Source organism: Primorskyibacter flagellatus, assembly GCF_048268605.1.
Taxonomy (GTDB): Bacteria; Pseudomonadota; Alphaproteobacteria; order Rhodobacterales; family Rhodobacteraceae; genus Primorskyibacter; species Primorskyibacter flagellatus.
Map to the genome: position 1 here is coordinate 18,090 of NZ_JBLWVF010000025.1, position 22,478 is coordinate 40,567.

Annotated in this window: 27 protein-coding genes; 16 read left to right on the forward strand and 11 right to left on the reverse strand. The window is 58.8% G+C overall.

Features of this window, described 5'->3' with window-relative positions:
- Nucleotides 1-95 precede the first annotated feature (95 nt).
- The gene (locus ACN0WV_RS17735; RefSeq protein WP_417607563.1) at nucleotides 96-1,406 is read right to left on the reverse strand and encodes a capsule biosynthesis protein; all 1,311 of its coding nucleotides are present in this window, start codon (nucleotides 1,404-1,406) and stop codon (nucleotides 96-98) included.
- Between the two features lie 90 nt (nucleotides 1,407-1,496).
- On the opposite strand from ACN0WV_RS17735, the gene ACN0WV_RS17740 reads away from it, so the two are divergent.
- A complete protein-coding gene (locus ACN0WV_RS17740; protein ID WP_417607565.1) occupies nucleotides 1,497-2,084 on the forward strand; it encodes a riboflavin synthase in 588 nt (195 codons plus the stop codon).
- Nucleotides 2,085-2,163: 79 nt separating this feature from the next.
- On the opposite strand, the gene ACN0WV_RS17745 is transcribed toward ACN0WV_RS17740, so the two are convergent.
- The 3 genes from ACN0WV_RS17745 to ACN0WV_RS17755 form a co-directional block, all read right to left on the reverse strand.
- Complete coding sequence (locus ACN0WV_RS17745; protein ID WP_417607567.1) at nucleotides 2,164-3,222, reverse strand: YeeE/YedE family protein; 1,059 nt, start codon at nucleotides 3,220-3,222, stop codon at nucleotides 2,164-2,166.
- A gap of 231 nt (nucleotides 3,223-3,453) precedes the next feature.
- Nucleotides 3,454-3,789 (reverse strand): ArsR/SmtB family transcription factor, encoded by a 336-nt coding sequence (locus tag ACN0WV_RS17750; protein WP_084354212.1) that lies wholly within the window; start codon nucleotides 3,787-3,789, stop codon nucleotides 3,454-3,456.
- Nucleotides 3,790-3,850: 61 nt separating this feature from the next.
- Nucleotides 3,851-4,225, reverse strand: a complete 375-nt coding sequence (locus tag ACN0WV_RS17755; protein ID WP_417607569.1) for a hypothetical protein — start codon at nucleotides 4,223-4,225, stop codon at nucleotides 3,851-3,853.
- 71 nt (nucleotides 4,226-4,296) lie between these two features.
- Here ACN0WV_RS17755 and ACN0WV_RS17760 point away from each other — a divergent pair, with 71 nt between their 5' ends.
- The 7 genes from ACN0WV_RS17760 to soxB all read left to right on the forward strand — a co-directional run bounded on the left by ACN0WV_RS17760 (nucleotide 4,297) and on the right by soxB (nucleotide 9,754).
- Nucleotides 4,297-5,034, forward strand: a complete 738-nt coding sequence (locus tag ACN0WV_RS17760; protein WP_084354213.1) for a cytochrome c biogenesis CcdA family protein — start codon at nucleotides 4,297-4,299, stop codon at nucleotides 5,032-5,034.
- A 21-nt stretch (nucleotides 5,035-5,055) separates the two neighbouring features.
- Nucleotides 5,056-5,637, forward strand: coding sequence for a thioredoxin family protein (locus tag ACN0WV_RS17765; RefSeq protein WP_417607572.1), 582 nt, complete (start codon nucleotides 5,056-5,058; stop codon nucleotides 5,635-5,637).
- A 120-nt stretch (nucleotides 5,638-5,757) separates the two neighbouring features.
- Nucleotides 5,758-6,237 carry a sulfur oxidation c-type cytochrome SoxX gene (gene soxX, locus ACN0WV_RS17770; protein ID WP_417607574.1) on the forward strand — a complete coding sequence of 160 codons (480 nt, stop codon included), beginning with the start codon at nucleotides 5,758-5,760 and terminating at the stop codon, nucleotides 6,235-6,237.
- A 27-nt stretch (nucleotides 6,238-6,264) separates the two neighbouring features.
- The gene (soxY, locus tag ACN0WV_RS17775; protein ID WP_084354216.1) at nucleotides 6,265-6,681 is read left to right on the forward strand and encodes a thiosulfate oxidation carrier protein SoxY; all 417 of its coding nucleotides are present in this window, start codon (nucleotides 6,265-6,267) and stop codon (nucleotides 6,679-6,681) included.
- An 18-nt stretch (nucleotides 6,682-6,699) separates the two neighbouring features.
- Complete coding sequence (gene soxZ, locus ACN0WV_RS17780; RefSeq protein ID WP_084354217.1) at nucleotides 6,700-7,029, forward strand: thiosulfate oxidation carrier complex protein SoxZ; 330 nt, start codon at nucleotides 6,700-6,702, stop codon at nucleotides 7,027-7,029.
- Between the two features lie 59 nt (nucleotides 7,030-7,088).
- Nucleotides 7,089-7,940 (forward strand): sulfur oxidation c-type cytochrome SoxA, encoded by an 852-nt coding sequence (gene soxA, locus ACN0WV_RS17785; protein ID WP_417607577.1) that lies wholly within the window; start codon nucleotides 7,089-7,091, stop codon nucleotides 7,938-7,940.
- Between the two features lie 116 nt (nucleotides 7,941-8,056).
- Nucleotides 8,057-9,754, forward strand: coding sequence for a thiosulfohydrolase SoxB (gene soxB, locus ACN0WV_RS17790; RefSeq protein ID WP_417607579.1), 1,698 nt, complete (start codon nucleotides 8,057-8,059; stop codon nucleotides 9,752-9,754).
- Between the two features lie 221 nt (nucleotides 9,755-9,975).
- On the opposite strand, the gene ACN0WV_RS17795 is transcribed toward soxB, so the two are convergent.
- The 3 genes from ACN0WV_RS17795 to ACN0WV_RS17805 all read right to left on the reverse strand — a co-directional run bounded on the left by ACN0WV_RS17795 (nucleotide 9,976) and on the right by ACN0WV_RS17805 (nucleotide 12,250).
- Complete coding sequence (locus tag ACN0WV_RS17795; protein WP_417607581.1) at nucleotides 9,976-10,665, reverse strand: hypothetical protein; 690 nt, start codon at nucleotides 10,663-10,665, stop codon at nucleotides 9,976-9,978.
- Complete coding sequence (locus tag ACN0WV_RS17800) at nucleotides 10,655-11,737, reverse strand: GSCFA domain-containing protein (protein ID WP_417607583.1); 1,083 nt, start codon at nucleotides 11,735-11,737, stop codon at nucleotides 10,655-10,657. The genes ACN0WV_RS17795 and ACN0WV_RS17800 overlap by 11 nt, the downstream gene beginning before the upstream one ends.
- A 72-nt stretch (nucleotides 11,738-11,809) precedes the next feature.
- The gene (locus tag ACN0WV_RS17805) at nucleotides 11,810-12,250 is read right to left on the reverse strand and encodes a PACE efflux transporter (RefSeq protein WP_417607585.1); all 441 of its coding nucleotides are present in this window, start codon (nucleotides 12,248-12,250) and stop codon (nucleotides 11,810-11,812) included.
- A 203-nt stretch (nucleotides 12,251-12,453) separates the two neighbouring features.
- Here ACN0WV_RS17805 and soxC point away from each other — a divergent pair, with 203 nt between their 5' ends.
- The 8 genes from soxC to ACN0WV_RS17845 all read left to right on the forward strand — a co-directional run bounded on the left by soxC (nucleotide 12,454) and on the right by ACN0WV_RS17845 (nucleotide 19,050).
- Complete coding sequence (soxC, locus tag ACN0WV_RS17810; RefSeq protein ID WP_417607587.1) at nucleotides 12,454-13,722, forward strand: sulfite dehydrogenase; 1,269 nt, start codon at nucleotides 12,454-12,456, stop codon at nucleotides 13,720-13,722.
- Nucleotides 13,706-14,887, forward strand: a complete 1,182-nt coding sequence (locus ACN0WV_RS17815; RefSeq protein WP_417607589.1) for a c-type cytochrome — start codon at nucleotides 13,706-13,708, stop codon at nucleotides 14,885-14,887. Before soxC ends, ACN0WV_RS17815 begins: the two co-directional genes overlap by 17 nt.
- A 392-nt stretch (nucleotides 14,888-15,279) precedes the next feature.
- Entirely contained in the window at nucleotides 15,280-15,918 is a 639-nt protein-coding gene (locus ACN0WV_RS17820; protein WP_084354225.1) for an ATP-dependent Clp protease proteolytic subunit, read from the forward strand.
- 153 nt (nucleotides 15,919-16,071) lie between these two features.
- Complete coding sequence (gene clpX, locus ACN0WV_RS17825; protein ID WP_084354227.1) at nucleotides 16,072-17,337, forward strand: ATP-dependent Clp protease ATP-binding subunit ClpX; 1,266 nt, start codon at nucleotides 16,072-16,074, stop codon at nucleotides 17,335-17,337.
- A gap of 74 nt (nucleotides 17,338-17,411) precedes the next feature.
- Complete coding sequence (locus tag ACN0WV_RS17830; protein ID WP_417607591.1) at nucleotides 17,412-17,768, forward strand: RidA family protein; 357 nt, start codon at nucleotides 17,412-17,414, stop codon at nucleotides 17,766-17,768.
- Between the two features lie 88 nt (nucleotides 17,769-17,856).
- A complete protein-coding gene (locus tag ACN0WV_RS17835) occupies nucleotides 17,857-18,240 on the forward strand; it encodes an NADH:ubiquinone oxidoreductase subunit NDUFA12 (RefSeq protein WP_084354231.1) in 384 nt (127 codons plus the stop codon).
- A 4-nt stretch (nucleotides 18,241-18,244) separates the two neighbouring features.
- Nucleotides 18,245-18,697 (forward strand): outer membrane lipid asymmetry maintenance protein MlaD, encoded by a 453-nt coding sequence (gene mlaD, locus ACN0WV_RS17840; RefSeq protein WP_417607592.1) that lies wholly within the window; start codon nucleotides 18,245-18,247, stop codon nucleotides 18,695-18,697.
- Nucleotides 18,694-19,050, forward strand: a complete 357-nt coding sequence (locus tag ACN0WV_RS17845) for a DUF2155 domain-containing protein (RefSeq protein ID WP_084354235.1) — start codon at nucleotides 18,694-18,696, stop codon at nucleotides 19,048-19,050. Before mlaD ends, ACN0WV_RS17845 begins: the two co-directional genes overlap by 4 nt.
- On the opposite strand, the gene aat is transcribed toward ACN0WV_RS17845, so the two are convergent.
- From aat to ACN0WV_RS17865, 4 genes are all read right to left on the reverse strand, one after another.
- Complete coding sequence (aat, locus tag ACN0WV_RS17850; RefSeq protein ID WP_417607601.1) at nucleotides 19,014-19,649, reverse strand: leucyl/phenylalanyl-tRNA--protein transferase; 636 nt, start codon at nucleotides 19,647-19,649, stop codon at nucleotides 19,014-19,016. The two genes, ACN0WV_RS17845 and aat, sit on opposite strands and share 37 nt — an antisense overlap.
- A gap of 29 nt (nucleotides 19,650-19,678) precedes the next feature.
- The gene (gene accC / locus ACN0WV_RS17855) at nucleotides 19,679-21,031 is read right to left on the reverse strand and encodes an acetyl-CoA carboxylase biotin carboxylase subunit (protein WP_417607594.1); all 1,353 of its coding nucleotides are present in this window, start codon (nucleotides 21,029-21,031) and stop codon (nucleotides 19,679-19,681) included.
- Between the two features lie 9 nt (nucleotides 21,032-21,040).
- On the reverse strand, nucleotides 21,041-21,526 hold the full coding sequence (gene accB / locus ACN0WV_RS17860) for an acetyl-CoA carboxylase biotin carboxyl carrier protein (RefSeq protein ID WP_417607596.1): 486 nt from the start codon (nucleotides 21,524-21,526) through the stop codon (nucleotides 21,041-21,043).
- Nucleotides 21,527-21,688: 162 nt separating this feature from the next.
- Nucleotides 21,689-22,222 (reverse strand): hypothetical protein, encoded by a 534-nt coding sequence (locus ACN0WV_RS17865; protein WP_417607598.1) that lies wholly within the window; start codon nucleotides 22,220-22,222, stop codon nucleotides 21,689-21,691.
- Nucleotides 22,223-22,478: the final 256 nt, after the last annotated feature.

Below are 22,478 nucleotides of genomic sequence, written 5' to 3' on the forward strand. Positions count from 1 at the left end.
GTCTGGCTTCCTTGGACTATTCTTGTTTTGCCTCGGCTGTCCGCCGGAAGCTACCGGAAACCAATCCATATTGCCAGCGCAGGCGATAGCCGTGGTCAGGTCACCAGCCGCAACTGTTGCCGCGGTGCCGCGGTGCCCGACAGCAGCGCATCATAAGGATCCTCGTGGGACAGCATCATGTCGACCACATGCCGCAGCAATTGCCTGCGCCCGCGCGCGGAATAGAACCCCCCGGCCACCTGACTGGTTTCCAGAAGGTAACGCCGATAATCCTTGTAGGCGCGTCGGTCTGGGCGCGAGGCACCCGCGAAGAAATCCCTCAAGGGTTGGTCCGAGACGAATTCCGGCTGGTTGTAAACCGCTTTTCCAAACACTTTCAGCGGCAATCCCCGCCACAGCACCTGCTGTGCGGCGGTCGAATTGACGGTGACCGCGCTGCGCGCCTCGTTCAGCATCTGTGCCAGCTTGCCGCCATGGACATAGTGAATGCGGCCGCTGATCCCGTAACGCTCTGCCAGTTGGGCGATGACCCTGCGGAACGGGACGCGGCCATCGTCCAGCGGATGCGCCTTGACCACCAGATGATGATGCTTCGGGGCGCCCTCGGCGAACCCGCTGATCACCAGTTCCAGAAATTCGCTCATCGAGGTGAAGGGCGAGTGCTGCTGAAAGCTGGAATCATGTTCCAGTTGCAAAAGCGCCAGATGGTAGGGGTAGCCGCCATGCCGGATACGCGCGGTGGCAATTCGTCGTCGTGCCGCGATCGCGGGCATCAGCAGAAGCTGTTTGAGATGCAGGCGGAATTCCTGGGACACGCTTAGTTTGCGATGCGGCTCAAAGTTCTTGTACTTGCCGGTCCGGAACATGACAAACCAGTGATACAGCGCGCCGTAAAGAACATGCGCACGCATGTCGCCCCAATGGGACGGGGGCAGGGGGGCCTCCATATCCGACTGGCGCAACGCCTCGACCATTTGCGGCACAGTCATGTCCATCAGGCGTGAATTGCCGTTGCATCCGTTCCGTTCGTAGGTCACCCACCAGGGCCGCAGATAGCCTTCCTCGAAGATATGGACGGTCAGTCCGCGGCGATGCGCCTCTTTCACCGCGAGGGCGTGTATCGGCCGCGTATCGCCGTAAAGCACGATGTCGGTGACGGATTTTTCATCCACCAGCTCGCCAAACCGATCTGGCCATTGGTCCACGGTGCCGGTGTAGGGGATGTAGCTTTGCGGATCGGTCCAGTAGGCTTGATCGCCTGCGTTGAAACCGACACGCCAGACATCTGCCCCCGCGTGGTGCAGCATCACACCCAGCCGGTTGAAAAATGGTCCATGTGGTCCCTGAAGAAACAGGAACACGCGCCTATCTGGAGACTCGTTGCTCAACTTGTTCAAATACCTCATACAAAGGCTACATATACACAGCTACAGTCTTGCGGATGACTATGGCCGATCCAGAAGCTTCGGTCAAACTAACAGAATGGGGAAAAGATCGTGTTTACGGGCATAATTACGGATGTGGGCGAAATCCTTCAGTTGGAGCAGCGCGGCGATCTGCGCGCCCGGATCGGCACGTCCTATGACACGAGCGGCGTCGACATCGGGGCCTCCATCGCCTGTGACGGTGTTTGCCTCACCGTGATTGACCTGGGTGCCAATTGGTTCGATGTCGAAATCAGTGCCGAAAGCGTGTCCAGGACCAATCTGGATACATGGGCCAAAGGGCGGGACGTCAATCTTGAACGGGCGCTCAAGGTCGGCGACGAACTGGGCGGTCACATCGTGTCGGGCCATGTCGATGGCGTGGCCGAGGTTATCTCCGTCCGGGATGAAGGCGACAGCACGCGCGTTGTCTTGCGCGCCCCCGTCTCGCTGTCGCGGTTCATCGCGCCGAAAGGATCCGTGGCGCTGAACGGCACGTCACTGACCGTGAACGAGGTCGAGGGCGCGGAATTCGGTATCAACTTCATCCCGCATACCAAAGAGGTCACGACATGGGGCCGGGTGGCCGTCGGGGACCGCGTGAACCTCGAAATCGACACGCTGGCGCGCTATGTCGCGCGCCTGGCCGAGACGGGGTGATCGCCGCATACTAACCTTCTGGGGCATTTGTACAATTCCAGCGTACAAATGCCCCCTTTTACCCCATTCCGGTCGCGTATCACTCTGCGGGCTGAAAGCCTTCGATCAATTGCCGCAGACCAAAGGCCGCGCCCGCAAAAATCGCCGCAAAGGTCACGGGCGCTGAAATCGCCAGCACGGAAAACGCCGTGATGCCCTGGCCAACAGTGCAGCCAAGCGCGATCACCGCGCCGGCCCCCATGAGGATCGCCCCCAGAATCTGACGCCGCAATTCACGCGGATCTTCGCAGGCTTCCCAGCGGAAATGCCCCTTGAGAAGCGAGCCGATGAACGCCCCGGCCCAGACGCCTGCAACCGACCCGACGGCAAAGGAAACCGGCCGCGCGCTGCCGGTCATCGCAAACAGAATGCTCTCGCCCATCGGTGCCGAGAAACTATGCGAGACCACGGGCAAGCCTGCAAAGCCGCGCGCCGCAACCCAGGCCGTTCCCGCCCAGCCAGAGATCACCGCGACCCCGACCGCCCCCGCCCAGAATATGGCCGCCGGTTCGCGCCACATGGCGCGGCTGCTCAATGATGCTGCCAACAAGGTTAAACCAATGCCAAGGCCCCAGAAAATAACGGAAATTCCGGTCGCCCCCGCCAGCATATGCGCGATGCCCGGCACCCCCTCATCGGTCACAGGCACCGGCGGGAACAGCGCCGCACGCAAAGGCGCAAGCGGGCCGCTCAACACGACATAGGCCGAGACGCCCATCACCAGCACGATAACAAAGCTGCGCAGATCGCCGCCGCCCAGACGTGCAATCGCGCCGTAGCCGCAATTGCCCGACAGCGCCATGCCATAGCCAAACATCAGCCCACCGATGATCGACGCGGCAGGCATCCAGCGCAATGACAGGTACATTGTCTCTCCCGCAGGCAAGACACCGCTGCCAATCAGGACGAAACTGCCAAGGATCGCCGTGCCAATAGCCACCCCCCACATCCGCAAGCGAATGTCCGAGCCGCCGTAAAGCCAGTCCTCAATGGCGCCCAGCGTACAGAACCGGCCCAACCGCGCCGCCAAGCCCAGCAGAACCCCGCCACCAAGGCCGATCAGCGCGACCAGGTGGGCCTCTGTCATGATGTCGAGCATCTTGCGGAACTTCCTTCTGTCCACGCGACCGGGTAAAGGCCTGTCCTCATATTACCGACAAATTGTTGTCCTGCCGATCAAACGCCACAAGTCTGTCCCAAAGCCTCTGTGTCCCCTGCTTCTTCTTGGTAAAAATACTCTGGGGAGCGCGAGGGGCTGGCCCCTCGCTCCGATCCTCGCTGCGCAGCCGACCCTCTGACGCACTCTCACCCAACTCGGCTGCGCGCCGCATCAATCCTCCGCGCAGAACAGCTCGTAGACGCGCTCCAGCATCAGGCGCGGGCGATCATCCGCCAAACGGTAGTAGATCGCCTTGCCGTCCCGGCGGGGCACGACCAGACCTTCCAGTCGCAAACGCGAAAGCTGTTGCGATACGGCAGCCTGGCGCGCCGACAACAGGTCTTCCAGCTCGGTCACCGATTTCTCACCAGAGACCAGATGGCACAGGATCATAAGTCGACCCTCATGGCTGATCGCCTTCAGAAACGCCGATGCCGCAGTGGCATTTTCAACGATCTTGTCAAGTTCGCCTTCCGACATGTCGGGGCTAAGAACCGGCAGGGGCATCACTAATGTCCTCGTCGATGGGTTGCAGGGGCTACGCGGTCTTGAATCAAATCCTGTGGTCTCAAGAGCCTGCCTCGTAACTTGTAGTGTCGGTCAATAGTTTCTCCAGCAATACCCAGAAAAACTCTTCTCCGGGATAGCCTTCGATCCGGCCGAGTTCGCGCCCGTCATCGACAAGGATGAAGGTTGGCGTAAAACTGACGGGCCGGTCAAAACGCACGCCCTCGGGCGGTTCCTCGTACAGGTCCGCACGCAGAAGCGGCGCAAACGCTCCTGCGTCGGTTTTGGGATAGATCGGCGCGATGACCTCGTTCCAAGCTTCGCACCAATGACAGCCGTCACGTTCTACCATGACAAGCTGCGGCGCAGCACTTGCCGACAGGGCAGCCCCGAAAAATACCGCGCATGCGGCAAGAAGATTTCTGATCTGTGCCATCAGGACCTGATTGACGAAACCATGATCCACAACTTAATTTGAATATGTGAATTATTCAAGGAGCGACACGCGTGTTCGACATATCCTATCTGGGCGCGGCGCTGGCGGGTTTGCTCAGTTTCTTTACCCCCTGCATCCTGCCGATGGTACCATTCTACCTGTGCTATATGGCGGGCATCTCGATGAGCGAGCTGCGCGAGGATGGCGCGGTGGCGCATGGCGCGCAGTCCCGGCTGGTGCTGTCCTCGGTCGCTTTCGCATTGGGTGTGACCTCGATCTTCGTGTTGCTGGGTATGGGTGCCACGGTGGTGGGGCAGGCTTTCGCACAGTGGAAGCAACCGCTCAGCTATGTCGCGGCAGCGGTGCTGTTCGTCTTCGGTCTGCATTTTCTGGGCGTGATCCGCATCGGTCTGCTCTACCGCGAGGCCCGCATCGAAAGCACGGCAGAGCCGACAACGGTGCTTGGTGCCTATGTCATGGGATTGGCCTTCGGGTTTGGCTGGACGCCTTGTGTGGGTCCGGCGTTGGCCTCTATCCTGATGATCGCCAGCGGGATGGGCGACATCTGGCGCGGCGGCCTGTTGCTGCTGGTCTACGGGCTGGCGATGACAGCGCCATTCATCATCGCGGCGCTGTTTGCCCGGCCTTTCCTTGCCTGGGCGGCGCGAAACCGCAAATATCTTGGATATGTGGAAAAAGTGATGGGGGCGATGCTCATCCTCTTTGCTATCCTGATCGCAACGGACACGGTAAGCGTGATCGGCAACTGGATGCTGGCGACGTTTCCGTCCTTCGGCTCACTCGGCTGAATCTATCTGGGAGGATATGACATGAAACGACTTCTAGGCGCAGTGCTGCTGATCTGCGGCCTTGCCACCGCGGGTGTCGCGTTGGAAATGGGTGATGACGGGCTGTATGACGAGCCCTTCTTTCGCGACACGTTCAAGGACATGCGCGAGGATTTGGCCGAGGCCAATGCCGAAGGCAAGCGCATGGTCATTTTCTTTGAGCAGCGCGGCTGTGTCTACTGTCACAAGATGCATGAGGAGATCTATTCACGCGACGACGTGCGCGCCTTTATCGACGAGAATTTCTATGTCGTCCGGCTGAACCTGCACAGCGACACTGAGATGACCGATTTCGACGGCGAGGTGATGTCCGAAAAGGCGGCGGCCCGGAAATGGGGGATTCTGTTCACGCCCACCGTCCTGTTTCTGCCGGAAGATGTGCCCGAAGGTGTGAGTGCACCGCAAGCGGCAGTGGCGATGATGCCGGGCGCATTTGCGCGTGGCACGACGATGGATATGTACACCTGGGTGTTAGAGAAAAGATACCTGCTTGATAGTGATGAGGATTTCCAGCGGTATCACGCCCGGATGATCCGGGAAAGAAATGATGGCAACACCGACTGATCCGCGTGACAACGATGAAGGCATTCACTTTTGTGAATTTGTTGTTGCGTCGGATGCGTACAGTGGCATACGGTGTACATAGCTATCCGCGAGGACAGAACAGATAGCATGGGAGGACACATGAAGATCACGATGATCGCACTGGCGGCGGTGATGGCAGCGGGGGCGGCGCAAGCCGACGACGTTGCACCCGGAGACGTCCAGTTTGATGAATATGGTGCCGTTGCGGCGTCGCTCAGCGGCGCGGACGGTGATCCTGAGAACGGTATCAAGATCATGACATCGCGTGCCAAAGGCAACTGCATTGCCTGCCACGAGGTGACAGCGTTGCAGGATACGCCCTTCCATGGAGAAGTCGGCCCAGTTCTGGACGGCATCGGGGATTACCGCAGTGCAGAAGAGCTGCGCGGCATCGTCGCCAACGCAAAAATGACCTTCGAGGGGTCGGTGATGCCCGCCTTCTACAAGACTAGCGGCTTTATCCGTCCCGGCAATGCCTATACCGGCAAGGCCGCAAAGGAAGAAGAACTGACGCCGATCCTTTCGGCGCAGGAGATCGAGGACGTCGTGGCCTATCTGCTGACCCTGAAGGAAAGCTGACCGCGCCGCGGCAATGAGGAGAAAGAGATGCACTTCACACGACGTGAAACGCTGGCAATGGGGGCCGGAGCGGCCCTGTTGACGGTTCTGCCGTTCCGCGCCAATGCTGCCGTGGATGACCTGATCGCGGAATTCACCGGTGGCGCAGAGCTTGCCGATGCCGGGGTCGAACTGACGGCACCCGAGATCGCGGAAAACGGCAACACCGTCCCGATCGAGGTTTCGGCCCCCGGTGCCACAGCCATCATGGTGCTGGCAGCAGGCAACCCGACGCCCCCGGTGGCAACGTTCAATTTCGGCCCGTTGGCAGCGTCGCAATCCGCCAGCACGCGAATTCGACTGGCCGGGACGCAGGACGTGATCGCGGTTGCCCAGCTGGCCGATGGCAGCTTTGCCCGCCAGTCCAAGACCGTAAAAGTGACCATCGGCGGCTGCGGCGGCTGATCAGAGGAGTACGAGACTATGGCATCCGGAGTTAAACCCCGCGTCAAGGTTCCCGGCAAGGCGTCGGCAGGCGAAGCGGTCACCATCAAGACCCTCATCAGCCATCCGATGGAATCGGGCCAGCGCAAGGACAGCAGCGGCAACACCATTCCGCGGTCGATCATCAACCGGTTCACCTGCGACTTCAACGGTGAGAACGTGGTTGATGTCACGATGGAACCGGCGATTTCCACCAACCCCTATTTCCAGTTCGAGGCGACCGTGCCCGAGACCGGTGATTTCAAGTTCACCTGGTATGACGATGACGGATCTGTCTACGAGGAAACCAAAAGCGTTACCGTCGCCTGATTTCGCGATAGCCCTGTCCGGACATCCGGGCAGGGCGCAATAACGGGAGGGAATAATAAATGAAATTCAAGGCAATGACGGCAATCGCCGGACTGCTGATCGCGACGGGCCCAATGGCATTCGCTGGCGGTGCCGACGATGATACGTTGATCATCAACGGCGAGATCGAGATGATCTCCAAGACCGCCGCGCCCGCGCATCTGGATGGCGTTTTCGACGAGATTGTCTCAGGCTGGCATTTCCGCACCGACGAGACACAGGCGCTGGAAATCGACGACTTTGACAATCCGGCGATGCTGTTCGTGGATCAGGCCATCGACGCCTATGACGTGGTCGAAGGCGAGGCGGGCGAAAGCTGTGCCTCTTGTCACGAGGGCGTCGAAAACTTCGCTGGTCTGGCGACAGCAATGCCCAAAGTCGATGCGGACGGCAAGCTGGTGGTCATGGAAGACTTGATCAACGAGTGCCGGACAGAGCGTATGCAGGCCGATGAATGGAAATGGTCGGGCAATGACATGCAGTCAATGGTGGCACTGATCTCGCTTCAGTCGCGAGGTATGCCGATGGACGTTGCAATCGATGGTGACGCCGCCCCCTATTGGGAGCAAGGCAAGGAAATGTACTACACGCGGTACGGCCAGCTTGAATTGTCCTGTGCCAATTGCCACGAACAGAACTACGGCAATTACATTCGTGCCGATCACCTGAGCCAGGGCCAGACCAACGGGTTTCCGACATACCGTCTGAAACAGGCCAAGCTGATCTCCAAACACAACCGTTTCCGTGGATGCATCCGCGACACCCGCGCCGAGACTTTTGCCGAAGGGTCTGACGAGTTCCGCGCGCTGGAACTGTATGTCGCCTCGCGTGGCAACGGTCTTTCGGTCGAAACCCCGGCGGTTCGTCAGTAATCCAGATAGGCCCGCGCCGGATTTTCCCGTCGCGGGTTTCGTTTCCTAATGATATTCACACATGCGAATGTGATGCCGAATTGAATGCCCCCGTCTGACAACAGGAATCCCCTCTCATGATCTCCCGCCGCGATTTTCTTCAGGTCTCCATGGCTGCGTCCGCCCTTGTCGGGGCAAGTGGTTTCGGCAATTGGGGGCGCCTTGCCGCGCAGCAGGCGCTGACGCAGGACCAGCTCTTGCAGTTTGACACGTTCGGGAATGTCTCGCTGATCCATATCACCGACATCCACGCGCAGATGAAGCCGATCTTTTTCCGCGAGCCGGAAATCAATCTGGGCGTTGGCGAGAATAAGGGCGAGGTGCCGCATGTCACCGGTGCCGACTTCCGCCGCCTTTACGGGATCGAGGATGGATCGCCGTCGCATTACGCGCTGACTTACAACGATTTTTCATCGCTTGCGCGGGGCTATGGCAAGGTTGGCGGGCTGGACCGCGTGGCGACCGTGGTCAATGCGATCCGGGCAGACCGGCCTGACGCGATCCTGCTGGATGGCGGCGATACCTGGCATGGGTCGTACACCTGCCTGAAAACCCAAGGTCAGGACATGGTCAACGTGATGAACGCGCTGAAACCGGACGCGATGACCTTTCACTGGGAATTCACGCTGGGGTCCGAGCGGGTGAACGAGATCGTCGAGGGGTTGCCTTTCGCGGCACTTGGCCAGAACATTTTCGATGCCGAATGGGACGAGCCGGCAGAGATGTTCAAACCCTACAAGTTCTTCGAGCGTGGGGGCGTGAAGGTTGCGGTGATCGGGCAGGCTTTTCCGTATATGCCGATCGCCAACCCAGGATGGATGTTCCCGGAATACAGCTTTGGCATCCGCGACGAACATATGCAGGAAATGGTCGACGAGGTGCGCGGCATGGGCGCAGAGCTTGTCGTCTGCCTGTCCCATAACGGGTTCGACGTCGACAAGAAGATGGCAGGGATCGTCAAAGGGATAGACGTGATCCTGTCCGGCCACACCCATGATGCGCTGCCCGAGCCTGTGCTGGTGGGCGAGACGATCATCGTTGCCTCCGGCTCTAACGGAAAGTTCGTGTCGCGCGTCGATCTGGATGTGCGGGACGGTCGGATGATGGGATTCCGCCACAAGTTGATCCCGATCTTCTCGGATGTGATCACGCCGGACGCGCAGGTTTCTGCTTTGATTGATGAGCAGCGCGCACCCTTCAAGGCCGAGCTGGAAGAGGTGATCGGCCAGACGGATTCGCTGTTGTACCGGCGCGGCAATTTCAACGGCTCCTGGGATGATCTGATCTGCGATGCGCTGCTGTCGGAACGCGAGGCGGATATCGCCATGTCGCCGGGCGTGCGCTGGGGGCCGTCGATCCTGCCCGGACAGGACATCACGCGTGAGGACATCTACAATGTCACGTCGATGACCTATGGCAAAGCCTACAGGTCCGAGATGACGGGCGAGTTCATCAAGGTGATTCTTGAAGACGTCGCCGATAATATCTTCAATCCTGACCCTTACTATCAGCAGGGCGGCGATATGGTGCGGATCGGCGGCATGGCCTACCGCATCGACATTACAAAACCGCAGGGTGAGCGGATTTCGGACATGACATTGATCAAGTCTGGCGAGGTGCTTGATCCTGCAAAGAACTACGTCGTCGCTGGCTGGGCAAGCGTCAACGAAGGCACGGAAGGCCCGCAGATCTGGGATGTCGTGGAAAACCACATCCGCAAAGAAGGTACAATTCGGCTGGAGCCCAACACATCCGTCGAGGTGGTGGGCGCATGATCTTGAACGTGCATGCGTCGCAATATGGGGCGGGTCCGGTGGTTTGATCCAGCGGTGCGCGCCTGTCGGCGCGCTCAGGTTTCATTTTGCGTTGGCACGCAGCAGGGGCGCTGCCCCGGCCATGCTGGCGCATGACCTCCCCCTGAGGCGAGGTGTTGGTTGGCATACATGTGTTGGTTTGGACGCGTTTTGCGGATTCGGGTCATTCGATTTGGCGCAGGTCAGGCCGCGTCCGAAGCGCCTGATTTTTGGATTGCGCCTGCCGCGATCATGTGGCCGACCAGCCATGTGCCGTAAGCATCGTTGCCGTGCCGACCGTCCTCGTGAATATGTTCGGGCGGCAGGGACACCGTGCCGTCCTCCATGAAATCCAGCGGGTCCACCAGAGGCAGTTTCATGTCGCGGACGGACTCGCACAGGATCCGACGCATGGCGCGGCTTGCCGGGGACGGGTTGATTGGCGGCGGAGCCACGATACAGACCTTGGACCGGACCGATATGCGTTTCATCAGACCAAGCTGAAACCGGCGCTGTTCCAGCACATAGTCGCGCAGAAAAGCCGGCGAGACGTGCAGTGCGTCGGCGTCCCTGTCATCCTCTTCGGGGACGTGATGATTGTGCCACGAGAAGCCGCCCGACAGACGCCCCAGATTGAACAGGCTGATAAGCGCAGGCGCGCCAGTGTCGAAGATGTTTTCAACCCCGACGGCTTCCGCGATCTTGTCAAAGCGCCGGTTCATGCTGCGGTTTGTGGTAGAACGCAGGCCACGTTTGCGGTCAAAGCGGAGGGTTTGGTCTATCCAGTTTGTACCACTCGCCGAGAACCCCTGAATCTTCAGCCCATTGGCGTTGCAACCACTGCGCAGCGCGCGGCTGTGGCTGTCGCCGATGACCAGCGCGTCAATGGGCATTCTCGTCCTCCAGAAGCAGCTCTTCGCAGGCAAGATCCTCGGCGTCCATCTCCTTCTCTGCGGAGATGCGACGTTCGACGGAAGGATCGGGGCTGTGATCCTTTGCAGGTTCAGACAGATCCAGGCCGCGAAAGAAATGCTCCATCACCAGCGACACGCCGTAGGGTGACACAGAGCGCATGTTGGGCTCGAAGAATTGCCCGCGTGTGGGCGGTGCCGAGATGATTTCATATGACGGGAAGTAGTCGATGCTCGGGTCGTTTCGCGCCAGTTCTCCGGCGACGGCGCGAAGCACTGACTTGGAGTAGGTCGTGGCCACCAGAACATGGTCTTGGGATGCGGTCGCGGTCAGCGGCACGGGCGAAACTGTCAGCAGCAGTTTTATTTCCGGATTGATGCGGCGCATGCCTGTTATCGCCGCGTTCATCGAGGCAAGAATCTCGGCAAAACCGTAATTACGAAATACATGAAGATCCACGTCGAACTGGCCCGCCACGGTGCCCGGACACAGCGCGTATGGCTGGCCGGTCTCGGCGTGCTCGAACCCCTCTGTCAGACCCATGGTAAACACTAAAACCTCGGCGTCTTCGATAGAGCGGCGACAAGCCTTGGCGGTGGAGCGCAGCATGGTGTGCGCCTCTTCGCGGCTGGCGAAACCGTCAGGTTCTATAAGCGGTCGCAGGCTGTCGCGAAATCGGGTGCCGTCCTGCCAGATTTCGATGGATTTGGTCAGTTTGGGATCTTCGGCCAGTTCGATCCAGGTTTCCAATGCGCGGGCGGTATAGATATTGGCGGTGCGGGCCGAATAGACGCCGTAGTTGTATTTTGCGGCCAGCGCGGCCGAGGTCTTTCCGGGGGCGGGCTCTGCGTTCACCCATTGCAATCCGCGCGTTTGAAGGGCGCGGCTGATATGCTGGGCAAAACAGGATCCATAGGTCGCGAAACGCGCGTTGGCGGGAAGGCTGAACGCGGGTGTCCACAGGTCGGACATGCGGTAAAGCCCGGGTTCCGCAACGGCGCTGCGCCAAAAGGATTTGGGCGGTTGCGAGGAATAGGGATTGGCATCGGTCATCGCGCAGACAACCCTTGTATCGGTCTCTGTAACGTCAAGGCACCATGAGGGTCACAGGATCGCAGAACCTTGTCAAGAAACCGAAGCCCGCGTTTCTGACCATTCGGGAAGCGGAAAAAGACGGTCGTAAGCCCAATTGAAGACAAACGTATATACCAGATAGAATATCGCGAAGGACAGATCCATCACGAAGGCTTCCCACAGGCCGATCTGAAGGTACCAGGCAAAGAAGGGCAGCAAAAGCGCCAGCATGCCTGTCTCGAATATCAATGCGTGCACGATACGGGCGGGCAGCGTTTTCAAAGTGGTGCCGGTCAGCCGGTTGAGGATGATGTCGAAGGCCAGATTGTAGGCGTAATTCCACAATGTCGCGACCGTGGCACCGACAAGGGCCACGACCCCCACATCAGAGATCGGCTTGTCAAAGACCAGGGCACCAAGTGGTGTGACAATGACCAGCGCGATGATTTCAAAGCTGAGTGCGTGACGGACGCGGTCTGCTGTCTTGCGCATTCTATCCTCCGTTTACTGATCCGGGCCGTCCCGGGTTCTGTCCCAACATGGGGGGAGGTCGTCCTCGCTTCTGCCTGAGCTAGGACATTTGACTGTTCCGTTCAAGTCCCGGCGCAAAAAACCAGGCTGAACGGTCGGCGGAGGTAGACTCACATAAAGTAATTCATTAACATGAATGTGATGATATGAGTGGAGGAGAAAGCATGTCAGCCTCGGACAAGAGCGGGACGGCATCGCGCAGGACATTTCTGAAAGGGGCCCTGGCCGCAGGTGGGGCCGTTGCAGGCGCCGGTGCGGCGCGGGCGGCAGGTGACCCGGCGATCACGCAGATCCAGCCATGGATGCAGGAATTGGGCGACGGAGTCGATGTTGCCCCTTATGGCAAGCCTTCGGAATATGAAGATCAGGTGATCCGGCGCACGGTGGAATGGCTGACGGCTGATCCTGTCAGTTCGATCAATTTCACGCCGCTGCATGATCTGGACGGCATTATCACCCCCAACGGTCTGTGCTTTGAGCGTCACCACGGCGGTGCCGCGCATATTGATCCCGCCGAGCACCGGCTGATGATAAACGGGTTGGTGGACACGCCGCTTGTGTTCACGATGGAAGATATCATGCGGTTTCCGCGTGAGAATCACGTCTACTTTCTGGAATGCGCGGCGAACTCGGGGATGGAGTGGCGAGGTGCGCAGCTGAACGGCTGCCAGTTCACTCATGGCATGATCCACAATGTCATGTATACCGGCGTGCCTTTGCGGTTGCTGCTGAACGAGGCAGGTATCAAGACCGAGGGCAAATGGATTTTGCCCGAGGGCGCGGATGCGGCTGCCATGACCCGGTCGATCCCGATGGAAAAGGCACTGGACGATTGCCTTGTCGCGTTCAAGATGAATGGCGAGGCGCTGCGCGTCGAGCAGGGCTATCCTTTGCGACTGGTCGTTCCCGGTTGGGAAGGGAATATGTGGATCAAGTGGTTGCGCCGCATCGAAGTGGGCGACAAGCCTTGGCACCACCGTGAAGAGACGTCGAAATACACCGACCTTTTCCCAGACGGCAAGGCGCGCCGCTTTACATGGGAGATGGACGCGAAATCCGTCATCACCAGCCCCAGCCCGCAAGCGCCCATTGCCCACGGACCCGGACCGCTGGTCATCAAGGGGCTGGCCTGGTCGGGGCGGGGCACCATTCCGCGCGTGGATGTCACCATTGATGGCGGCAAGACCTGGGCGCAGGCCCGGATGTCGGGGCCAAGCCTCGATAAGTCGATGCACGCCTTCTATCTGGACATCAAATGGGACGGGCAGCCGCTCTATCTGCAAAGCCGTGCGCATGATTCCACGGGCTATGTGCAGCCCACCAAACAGGCGCTTCGCGAGATCCGGGGCGTGAACTCAATCTATCACAATAACGGCATCCAGACCTGGTATGTCAACGAACAGGGGGACGCCGAGAATGTCGAAATCTCTTAAGCTGTTTGGCGGCGCTTTTATCGGGACCGCAGCGGTTCTGGTCGCCGCTGCCAATTTCGCTGATCGCATGATTGCGCCTTTGCCCGAACAGGCCCGCCGTATGACCGTGGATGCACCGGCTGATATGGATGGCATGTTCATTGCCGCTGCCCAGGCAGATGAGGTGCCCGCCGACGCCAAGCTGGGGCTTGGCCGCGAAGCACTGGCCGAGGAAATTGCTGTCTGGGATATTGACGTGCGCCCTGATGGCACCGGTTTGCCCGAAGGCTCCGGCGATGTCATGACCGGCGAGGAGATCTTCGTCGAGAGCTGCGCGGTTTGCCATGGCGATTTCGGCGAGGGCGTGGGCCGTTGGCCGGTGCTGACCGGAGGCTTCAATTCGCTGACCAAGGATCGCCCGGTCAAGACGACAGGTTCGTATTGGCCCTATCTGTCAACCGTTTACGATTACATCAACCGGGCGATGCCGTTCGGGAATGCGCAGTCCCTCCAGCCCGACGACGTGTATGCGATCACCGCCTATCTGCTTTATATGAACGATCTTGTGGAAGAGGATTTTACGCTGAGCCGTGAAAACTTTGCCGGGGTCGAGATGCCCAATGCGGAGGGTTTCTACATGGATGACCGGGCCGAGACGGAAATCCCGGTCTTCACCGGCGAGCCGTGCATGGAGGCCTGCAAGGACACGGTGGAAATCACCATGCGTGCGGCGGTTCTGGACGTGACGCCAGACGAAACCGCCGCCGCCGAGGCTGCGGCCGATACGGCTGAAGATGAAGCAGCCGCGCCCGAGTCTGAAGCCGCGCCCGACGCCGCTCCGGCGTCGGAAAGTGACGGGCATGCCGCAATTGATCCCGCACTCGTTAAGGCCGGCGAGAAGGTGTTCAAGAAGTGCAAAGCCTGTCATCAGATCGGAGATGGAGCCAAAAACCGCACCGGACCGCAGTTGAATAACGTGGTCGGGCGTGAGGTCGCTGCGGTCGATGGGTTCAAATACTCCAAAACGCTGGATGCGATGGAAGGTGTCTGGGACGAAGAGGCGCTGTCTGCTTTCCTTGCCAACCCGAAGGTCTATGCAAAGGGCACCAGGATGTCTTTTGCAGGGCTGCGCAAACCCGAGGATCTGGCCGCGATCATCGCCTATATGAAAGCCGCGGGACAATAGTCATGCGCTTGCTGTACGCGACTGGTGCTGACGCCGCCTGTTGGTCGTGTCGCGACGAAGAAAAGGCCCGAACAACAACCTCAATGGGTGACTGTCTTGGCAGCCAGACAGGCAAAAACGCCGCATTGCGACGGGCACCCCATGAGGAACGGCTGGTTTGGTATGCGGGCAACCCTGTCATATGTTTGGCCGAAATCCGGGTAAGTTAAAATATGCGGGGCGTTTTGTAATGGGTGCCCCGTATGCATGAAAACACAACCGCGCGGATATTTCGTCCACGCCAGACGCTTGAGCAATTTCACCCGGCCCCTTGCAGCCCCTCTTGGCCGACACTAAGACTCTGTTAGCTAATCGAGCTTACGGATAACCAAACTCTAGAAGTCAGGGGCGACATGACAGACCCGTACGAACACTACATGAACACGCTCGTCCCCATGGTGGTCGAGCAGACCAGCCGGGGTGAACGCGCCTACGACATTTTCTCGCGCCTCCTGAAGGAACGGATCATCTTCCTGTCCGGTCCGGTGCATGATGGCATGTCTTCGCTGATCGTGGCGCAATTGCTGCATCTTGAGGCGGAAAACCCGTCCAAGGAAATCAGCATGTATATCAACAGCCCCGGTGGTGTCGTCACCTCCGGTCTGTCGATCTATGACACGATGCAGTACATCAAGCCGAAGGTCTCGACGCTGGTGATCGGTCAGGCGGCCTCTATGGGGTCACTGTTGCTGACAGCGGGCGAAAAGGGCATGCGGTTCTCCCTGCCCAACAGCCGCATCATGGTGCACCAGCCGTCCGGTGGCTATCAGGGGCAGGCGACGGACATCATGATTCACGCCGAAGAGACGCTGAAACTGAAGCAGCGACTCAATGAAATCTACGTCAAACACACTGGCCAGACCCTGAAAAAGGTCGAGGCCGCATTGGAGCGTGACAACTTCATGTCGCCCGAGGATGCGAAGGATTGGGGGCTGATCGACGAGATCGTCGAGAACCGGATCAAGCCGGGCGAAGAAGACGAGTCCAAGTAATCGCGACCCGCGGTCTTTGCCGGGCCGCGGGAAATTTGCGATTGTAGACCGGAAATGGCTGGCTTAAGCTGTTTCGGACACGCGACGAAAAGATGGTCTGGACACTGGTCGGGTTGACCGGTAGGCGCGCGAAACAGACCTGAGAGGTGGAAAATGGCGACGAATTCTGGCGGCGACAGCAAGAACACACTCTACTGCTCCTTCTGCGGCAAAAGTCAGCACGAGGTGCGCAAGCTGATCGCCGGCCCCACGGTGTTCATTTGCGATGAATGCGTAGAACTGTGCATGGATATCATCCGCGAAGAAACCAAGGGTGCCGGGCTGAAATCATCCGAAGGCGTCCCAACACCGCGCGAGATTTGCGATGTGCTGGACGACTATGTGATCGGTCAGGCGGTGGCGAAGCGTGTATTGTCGGTGGCCGTGCACAATCACTACAAGCGACTTAACCATTCTGCAAAGTCGTCGGATATCGAACTGGCAAAGTCCAACATCCTGCTGATCGGGCCAACCGGCTGCGGCAAGACGTTGCTGGCGCAAACGCTGGCGCGCATCCTGGACGTGCCTTTCACAATGGCCGACGCCACGACTCTGACAGAGGCGGGCTATGTCGGCGAGGATGTGGAAAACATCATTCTCAAATTGTTGCAGTCGTCTGAATACAATGTCGAGCGTGCACAGCGCGGCATTGTCTACATCGACGAGGTCGACAAGATTACGCGCAAGTCGGAAAATCCTTCGATCACCCGTGACGTCTCGGGCGAGGGGGTGCAGCAAGCCCTGTTGAAGCTGATGGAAGGCACGGTTGCCTCCGTGCCGCCGCAAGGGGGGCGCAAGCATCCGCAACAGGAATTCCTGCAGGTCGACACGACCAACATCCTGTTCATTTGCGGCGGGGCGTTTGCGGGTCTTGACCGGATCATCGCACAGCGTGGCAAGGGGTCCGCGATGGGCTTCGGTGCCGATGTGCGCGACAATGACGACCGTGGCGTGGGTGAGGTGTTCAAGGAACTCGAACCCGAAGATCTGTTAAAATTTGGCCTGATTCCTGAATTTGTCGGCCGTCTGCCTGTGATCGCCACGCTGGAAGATCTTGACGAAGATGCGCTGGTCACCATCCTGACTTTGCCCAAGAACGCGTTGGTCAAGCAGTATCAGCGCCTGTTCGAGATCGAAGGCGCGAAGCTGAACTTCACCGACGAAGCGCTTTCCGCAATCGCCAAGCGCGCCATTGCACGCAAGACAGGCGCGCGCGGTTTGCGGTCGATCCTGGAGGACATCCTGCTCGACACCATGTTCGACCTGCCGGGTCTGGAAGGTATCGAAGAGGTGGTCGTGAACGAAGAAGCCGTGAATTCTGATGCCACGCCGCTGATGATCTATGCCGATAAGAAGAAAGAAGGTACCAGCGCGGGCTGATTGCTCGCGATGGGATATTGATACGGGGCGGTGCGGGACGGCACCGCCCTTTTCTGTTCAGCGGAGAAGAAAGCATGATCCGGCGTATTCATTCAGGAGGCCCTTTCGAGGAGAAGATCGGCTATTGTCGCGCGGTCGTGGTCGACGGTTGGGTCTATGTCTCGGGCACCGTCGGGCAGGGCGATACGGTCATTGCTCAATGCCGCAGCGCGCTGGACGTGATCGGCAAGGCCCTGAAGGAGGCCGGGGCGGGGTTCGATGATGTGGTCAGAGTTCACTATTACCTGCCTGACGCCTCGGAGTTCGAAGCCTGCTGGCCGGTCCTGTCGGAAACCTTTGGCGCGCATCCCCCGGCAGCCACGATGGTCCAGGCAGCGTTGATCGATCCAAAGTTCCGGATCGAGATTGAAGTCACTGCCAAACTGCCCTGACCTGCCGGAGTTTGCGCAGATGCAGGCTTGGCGCTGGACCTCTGGCGTCGTTTGGTTCATATGGGAAAGGAATTGTGCGGAGACATCCATGGGCATTCTGAACTCCCTTCTGCGTAGCGTGACCTGGTGGAACGGCCAGACCCTGAACACTCAGTTCTACACTTGGCGATATGGCCAAAAGGTAGGCGAAGATGAGCAGGGCAACATCTTCTATCAGACAAAGGACGGCAAGCGCCGCTGGGTCATTTTCAACGGCGAGGCTGAGGCAAGCCGCGTCAATGCCGATTGGCACGGCTGGCTGCACCATACTTTCAAAGATGCGCCCACTGAAAGCCCGCTGCCCCAGCAATCATGGCAAAAACCGCATCGCGAAAACCTGACGGGGACTGCGTTGGCCTATGCACCGTCCGGGTCGATCCGCCGCACGAACCCTGCGGATCGCAGCGATTACGAGGCCTGGACGCCGGAATAATCACATGGCCGAGAATACCACCGAAGTTCTGGTTGGCGGCGCGGTTCTCGCGGTTGCTGTGGGGTTTGCGTTTTACGCGGCTCAGGCGACGGGGCTTTCTGCGTCAAATTCCGGTTATCCGCTGACAGCCAGCTTTCGTTCGCTGGAAGGTGTCAGCGTTGGCACCGATGTGCGGTTGGCGGGCGTGAAGGTTGGCACGGTCACCGATGTCGCCCTTAACGCCGACACCTATCGAGCAGAGACCACCGTCGCTATCCGCGACGGCATCCGAATCCCCGATGACAGTGCTATCGTGATCTCTTCCGAAGGGTTGCTTGGCGGCAATTTTGTGGAAATTTCTCCCGGTGGCTCGCCATTCTACTATGCTGAGGGCGACGAGATACTTGACACACAAGGGGCGGTCAGCCTGATCTCGCTTCTGATGAAATACGTCGGATCTGGCGGGGGCGCGGAATGATTCGTGCCGCCATGCTCTGCTTGCTGATTGCCAGCCCGGCTGCGGCGCAGGAGGCCGTTGTGCGCGCGCCAGGTGCGGTTTTGCGTGGCTTGGACAAGGTGTCTGGCGCAGTCAGTGATCTGGACATGCGCAATGGCGAACGTGGCGGCTTGGGCCGATTGACCATCACATTACGAGAATGTCGCTATCCGGCGGGAGACCCGGCAGGAAACGCCTATGCTTTTCTCGACATCGTAGAAGAGGGCCGTCAGGATCCGGTATTTTCTGGCTGGATGATCGCGTCGGCACCTGCACTGAATCCCCTGGACCACGCGCGCTATGACGTCTGGGTGCTGCGCTGCAAGACTTCCTGACCTGATCGAGGAAGCGCCGGAGCCGTGAAAACGGCTTTTCCTTCCAGCGCATTTTTCAGTTGAGCACGGTAATTCTGTCTCGAAATTTCTTTTGCACCCAAGGATGCCAGATGTGATGTCAGGAATTGCACGTCAAAAAGGGTGAAACCGGCGCGGTTAAGCCGATCGACCAACCAAGCGAGCGCCACCTTCGATGCATCCGTGCGGCGCGAGAACATGCTTTCTCCGCAAAAGGCGCGGCCCAAGCTCAGCCCGTAAACGCCGCCCGATAACACGCCATCTTGCCAGACCTCCAGCGAATGGGCGTCGCCACGCGCGTGCAAATCCAGGCAAGTCTGGCGAATTTGCGCGTTTATCCATGTTTCGGCCCTGTCCGCGCAAGCGTCAAGAACGTCAGGAAAAGCGGTGTTCACGGTGACAGTGTAGTCGTCACGTCTTAGCCGTCGCGCCAGTGATCGTGAAATCCGGAAGCCATCCAGTGGCATGACGCCGCGCCGCCGCGGATCGACCCAGAAAACGTCCGGGTCGTCGCGATGTTCGGCCATTGGGAAGATTCCGCTACGGTATCCTTGCATGACCAGATCCGCGCTCAGGGGCATAGGCTCAGCCATTCTGGATTATCCGCTGGTCAGGGTGCGACCAGAGCCTTCTCCAACCACTTTTCCAGCCAATGGATATTGTAGTTGCCTGTGTGAATGTCGGGTTCCTGCAATAATTCGCTGAAAAGAGGAACCGTTGTGTCGACGCCATCCACGATCAACTCTCCCAGCGCGCGGTTCAGGCGCGCCAAGGCTTCTGGCCGGTCTCGTCCGTGTACGATCAGCTTGCCGATCAAGCTGTCGTAGTAAGGTGGAATCCGGTAGCCGTCATAAAGTGCGGAATCCATGCGCACGCCGTATCCACCTGGCGCGTGGTATTGCGTGATCCTTCCGGGAGATGGCGAGAAGTTCGGCAGCTTCTCGGCGTTGATTCGGACCTCGATGGCGTGACCGTTGATCTTTAGGTCCTCCTGCGCGAAGGATAGCGGCAGGCCCGCAGCTACGCGGATCTGTTCTCTCACCAGATCTACGCCGAAAATGGCTTCTGTCACCGGATGTTCGACCTGAAGCCGGGTGTTCATCTCGATGAAGTAAAATTCGCCGTTTTCGTACAGAAATTCCACCGTACCGGCACCGGCATAATTGATCTTGGCCACTGCATCCGCGCAGGTACGACCGATCGCCGCGCGTTCTTCCGGGGATATTGTGGGGCCGGGGGCTTCTTCAAAAACCTTCTGGTGGCGGCGTTGCAGGGAGCAATCACGCTCGCCAAGGTGAACCGCTTTGCCCTTGCCATCACCAAAGACCTGGATTTCGATATGGCGGGGGGTGGTCAAGTATTTTTCGATATAAACTTCGTCATTGCCAAAAGCTGCCTTGCCTTCAGCGCGGGCCGAGTGAAAGGCGCGCTCCATTTCGGATGCATTGCGCGCAACTTTCATGCCGCGTCCACCACCGCCTGCCGTTGCCTTGATGATAACCGGATAGCCGATTTCTTCACCGATGCGTTGCGCCGATTCCAGGTCCGGAACGCCGCCTTCAGAGCCGGGCACACATGGCACGCCAAGCGCTCGCATCGTATCCTTGGCAGCAATTTTGTCGCCCATCACGTTGATGTGTTCTGACGTCGGACCGATAAATGTCAGCCCGTGTTCCTCGACGACCTGCACGAAGCGGGCATTTTCCGACAAGAAACCGTAACCGGGATGAATCGCCTGCGCGCCCGTTACTTCGCAGGCCGAGATAATCGCAGGGATGGACAGGTAGCTTTCAGTGCCCGGTGGTGGTCCGATGCAGATGGTCTCATCCGCCATGCGCACATGCATCGCGTCACTGTCGGCGGTGGAATGGACTGCGACTGAAGCGATGCCCATTTCACGGCAGGCACGGATGACACGCAGGGCTATTTCGCCTCGATTGGCGATCAGGATCTTGTCGAACATGGTTCGCCCTTATTCCAAAATCACAAGCGGAGCGCCGTATTCAACTGGCGCGCCATCCTCAACAAGGATGCGTTTGATTGTGCCAGCGCGTGGGGCCGGGATGTGGTTCATTGTTTTCATCGCTTCAACGATCAAAAGCGTATCGCCTTCAGTGACTTGCTGACCAACTGCGATAAATGGTGGCGAGCCGGGTTCGGCCTGCATGTATACCGTGCCGACCATCGGCGAGGACACCGCGCCGGGATGCGCGGCCGGATCGTCAGTTACCGCAGCCGGAGCCGAGGCGGACACCGCAGCACTTGCGGCGGGGGCGGGGGCCGCAGCAGGTGCGGCGGCGACTGGCGCTGCCTGCACCATTCGACTGACACGAACATTCAGACAGTCCGAGTCTCCGTATTCCCGCTTAACCTGCAACTCTGTCAGATCGTTTTCGCGCAATAGGGCTGCGAGCGCCTCGATAAACGCTACATCTGCATCGTGGTTGTTGTTTGTCATCTGTTCCTCGACCGGTTCATGATCTCGCGCGGGTCTGCGCGGGGCCTGCGCCTATGGCTGTACGCCTTATAGGCGAAGCATAGAGCCATGAAAAGCGACGCTCTGCAACTCGGTCGCAGGCGTTGCAGCCGAACAAGGTTCATAACATACCCGAAGTCGGTTCTAGCGGCCCAACTCTAGGCGCAGGTCGTGCTTGGCGAGAGGCGCAGTTTCTTTAAGATGCCATCGTTGTTGATCGGCTCCCACGGTGTTTTGAGTGAGAGCATCCGGTGACATGGTCGGGATCATGAAACCGACCGACATAGTCATTGCCGGATCGGTTGCAGTGTTGGAGAACGACATCGGTGACTCATCGAGCGGGTTGGAAGCCGTGCTGTCGGCGCTTCCTTCTCCTTCATCGACGCGCTGGTTCACCTTGTTTTCGGCTGTTTCTTCGGCGCTGTCACGCAGTAGCTTGGCTTCCTCTTGCTCTTTCAGCAGCGCTAGTATCTTGATCTGCAAAACAGAGGGTGGCGCGGCGTGCGGCTGTTCTGTGCAGTTTGTTAAACCCTTGGCACTGATGACGGGTGCTGCATCACCTTTTGTGGAGGTATGTCGTCCGCTTGAATTGTCGTGGTCCGGTACTGTTTTCGGTACCTTCAGTGGCTGGGCGGAAATCGCCGGGACAATATATTGAGTTACGCCGATGATCGACATGATTCGGCTCCTGTTTTGAGCGGCGGACATCGCGTCTTTATCAAAACTACATTGTTAATAACGAAACCGAAAATTGAAACGTTGATGATGCTTAACGAAACGTTAGGTATGCGGTGCAGCAAGAGCAATGCCGCCCCGGAAGGGCGGCATTGCTTGTTTGCGAAGGCATAGCAATCTTACCGGTTCATTCTGTTATCGATGAGGTCGTTGACGACTGTTGGGTCTGCGAGTGTTGATGTGTCGCCGAGGGCTGCGT

Excerpts from the sequence above, each read along its gene's own strand:
- ACN0WV_RS17750 (WP_084354212.1), bottom strand. The coding sequence starts at position 3,789 with ATGCCCCTGCCGGTTCTTAGCCCCGACATGTCGGAAGGCGAACTTGAC.
- soxY (WP_084354216.1), top strand. The coding sequence starts at position 6,265 with ATGCACTTCACACGACGTGAAACGCTGGCAATGGGGGCCGGAGCGGCC.
- aat (WP_417607601.1), bottom strand. The coding sequence starts at position 19,649 with ATGCCCCTGAGCGCGGATCTGGTCATGCAAGGATACCGTAGCGGAATC.
- ACN0WV_RS17830 (WP_417607591.1), top strand. The coding sequence starts at position 17,412 with ATGATCCGGCGTATTCATTCAGGAGGCCCTTTCGAGGAGAAGATCGGC.
- accC (WP_417607594.1), bottom strand. The coding sequence starts at position 21,031 with ATGTTCGACAAGATCCTGATCGCCAATCGAGGCGAAATAGCCCTGCGT.
- ACN0WV_RS17755 (WP_417607569.1), bottom strand. The coding sequence starts at position 4,225 with ATGGCACAGATCAGAAATCTTCTTGCCGCATGCGCGGTATTTTTCGGG.
- mlaD (WP_417607592.1), top strand. The coding sequence starts at position 18,245 with ATGGCCGAGAATACCACCGAAGTTCTGGTTGGCGGCGCGGTTCTCGCG.
- ACN0WV_RS17745 (WP_417607567.1), bottom strand. The coding sequence starts at position 3,222 with ATGCTCGACATCATGACAGAGGCCCACCTGGTCGCGCTGATCGGCCTT.
- ACN0WV_RS17820 (WP_084354225.1), top strand. The coding sequence starts at position 15,280 with ATGACAGACCCGTACGAACACTACATGAACACGCTCGTCCCCATGGTG.
- accB (WP_417607596.1), bottom strand. The coding sequence starts at position 21,526 with ATGACAAACAACAACCACGATGCAGATGTAGCGTTTATCGAGGCGCTC.
- soxX (WP_417607574.1), top strand. The coding sequence starts at position 5,758 with ATGAAGATCACGATGATCGCACTGGCGGCGGTGATGGCAGCGGGGGCG.
- ACN0WV_RS17865 (WP_417607598.1), bottom strand. The coding sequence starts at position 22,222 with ATGTCGATCATCGGCGTAACTCAATATATTGTCCCGGCGATTTCCGCC.
- soxZ (WP_084354217.1), top strand. The coding sequence starts at position 6,700 with ATGGCATCCGGAGTTAAACCCCGCGTCAAGGTTCCCGGCAAGGCGTCG.
- ACN0WV_RS17735 (WP_417607563.1), bottom strand. The coding sequence starts at position 1,406 with ATGAGGTATTTGAACAAGTTGAGCAACGAGTCTCCAGATAGGCGCGTG.
- ACN0WV_RS17795 (WP_417607581.1), bottom strand. The coding sequence starts at position 10,665 with ATGCCCATTGACGCGCTGGTCATCGGCGACAGCCACAGCCGCGCGCTG.
- ACN0WV_RS17800 (WP_417607583.1), bottom strand. The coding sequence starts at position 11,737 with ATGACCGATGCCAATCCCTATTCCTCGCAACCGCCCAAATCCTTTTGG.
- ACN0WV_RS17845 (WP_084354235.1), top strand. The coding sequence starts at position 18,694 with ATGATTCGTGCCGCCATGCTCTGCTTGCTGATTGCCAGCCCGGCTGCG.
- ACN0WV_RS17835 (WP_084354231.1), top strand. The coding sequence starts at position 17,857 with ATGGGCATTCTGAACTCCCTTCTGCGTAGCGTGACCTGGTGGAACGGC.
- soxC (WP_417607587.1), top strand. The coding sequence starts at position 12,454 with ATGTCAGCCTCGGACAAGAGCGGGACGGCATCGCGCAGGACATTTCTG.
- ACN0WV_RS17805 (WP_417607585.1), bottom strand. The coding sequence starts at position 12,250 with ATGCGCAAGACAGCAGACCGCGTCCGTCACGCACTCAGCTTTGAAATC.
- soxA (WP_417607577.1), top strand. The coding sequence starts at position 7,089 with ATGAAATTCAAGGCAATGACGGCAATCGCCGGACTGCTGATCGCGACG.
- soxB (WP_417607579.1), top strand. The coding sequence starts at position 8,057 with ATGATCTCCCGCCGCGATTTTCTTCAGGTCTCCATGGCTGCGTCCGCC.
- ACN0WV_RS17815 (WP_417607589.1), top strand. The coding sequence starts at position 13,706 with ATGTCGAAATCTCTTAAGCTGTTTGGCGGCGCTTTTATCGGGACCGCA.
- ACN0WV_RS17765 (WP_417607572.1), top strand. The coding sequence starts at position 5,056 with ATGAAACGACTTCTAGGCGCAGTGCTGCTGATCTGCGGCCTTGCCACC.
- clpX (WP_084354227.1), top strand. The coding sequence starts at position 16,072 with ATGGCGACGAATTCTGGCGGCGACAGCAAGAACACACTCTACTGCTCC.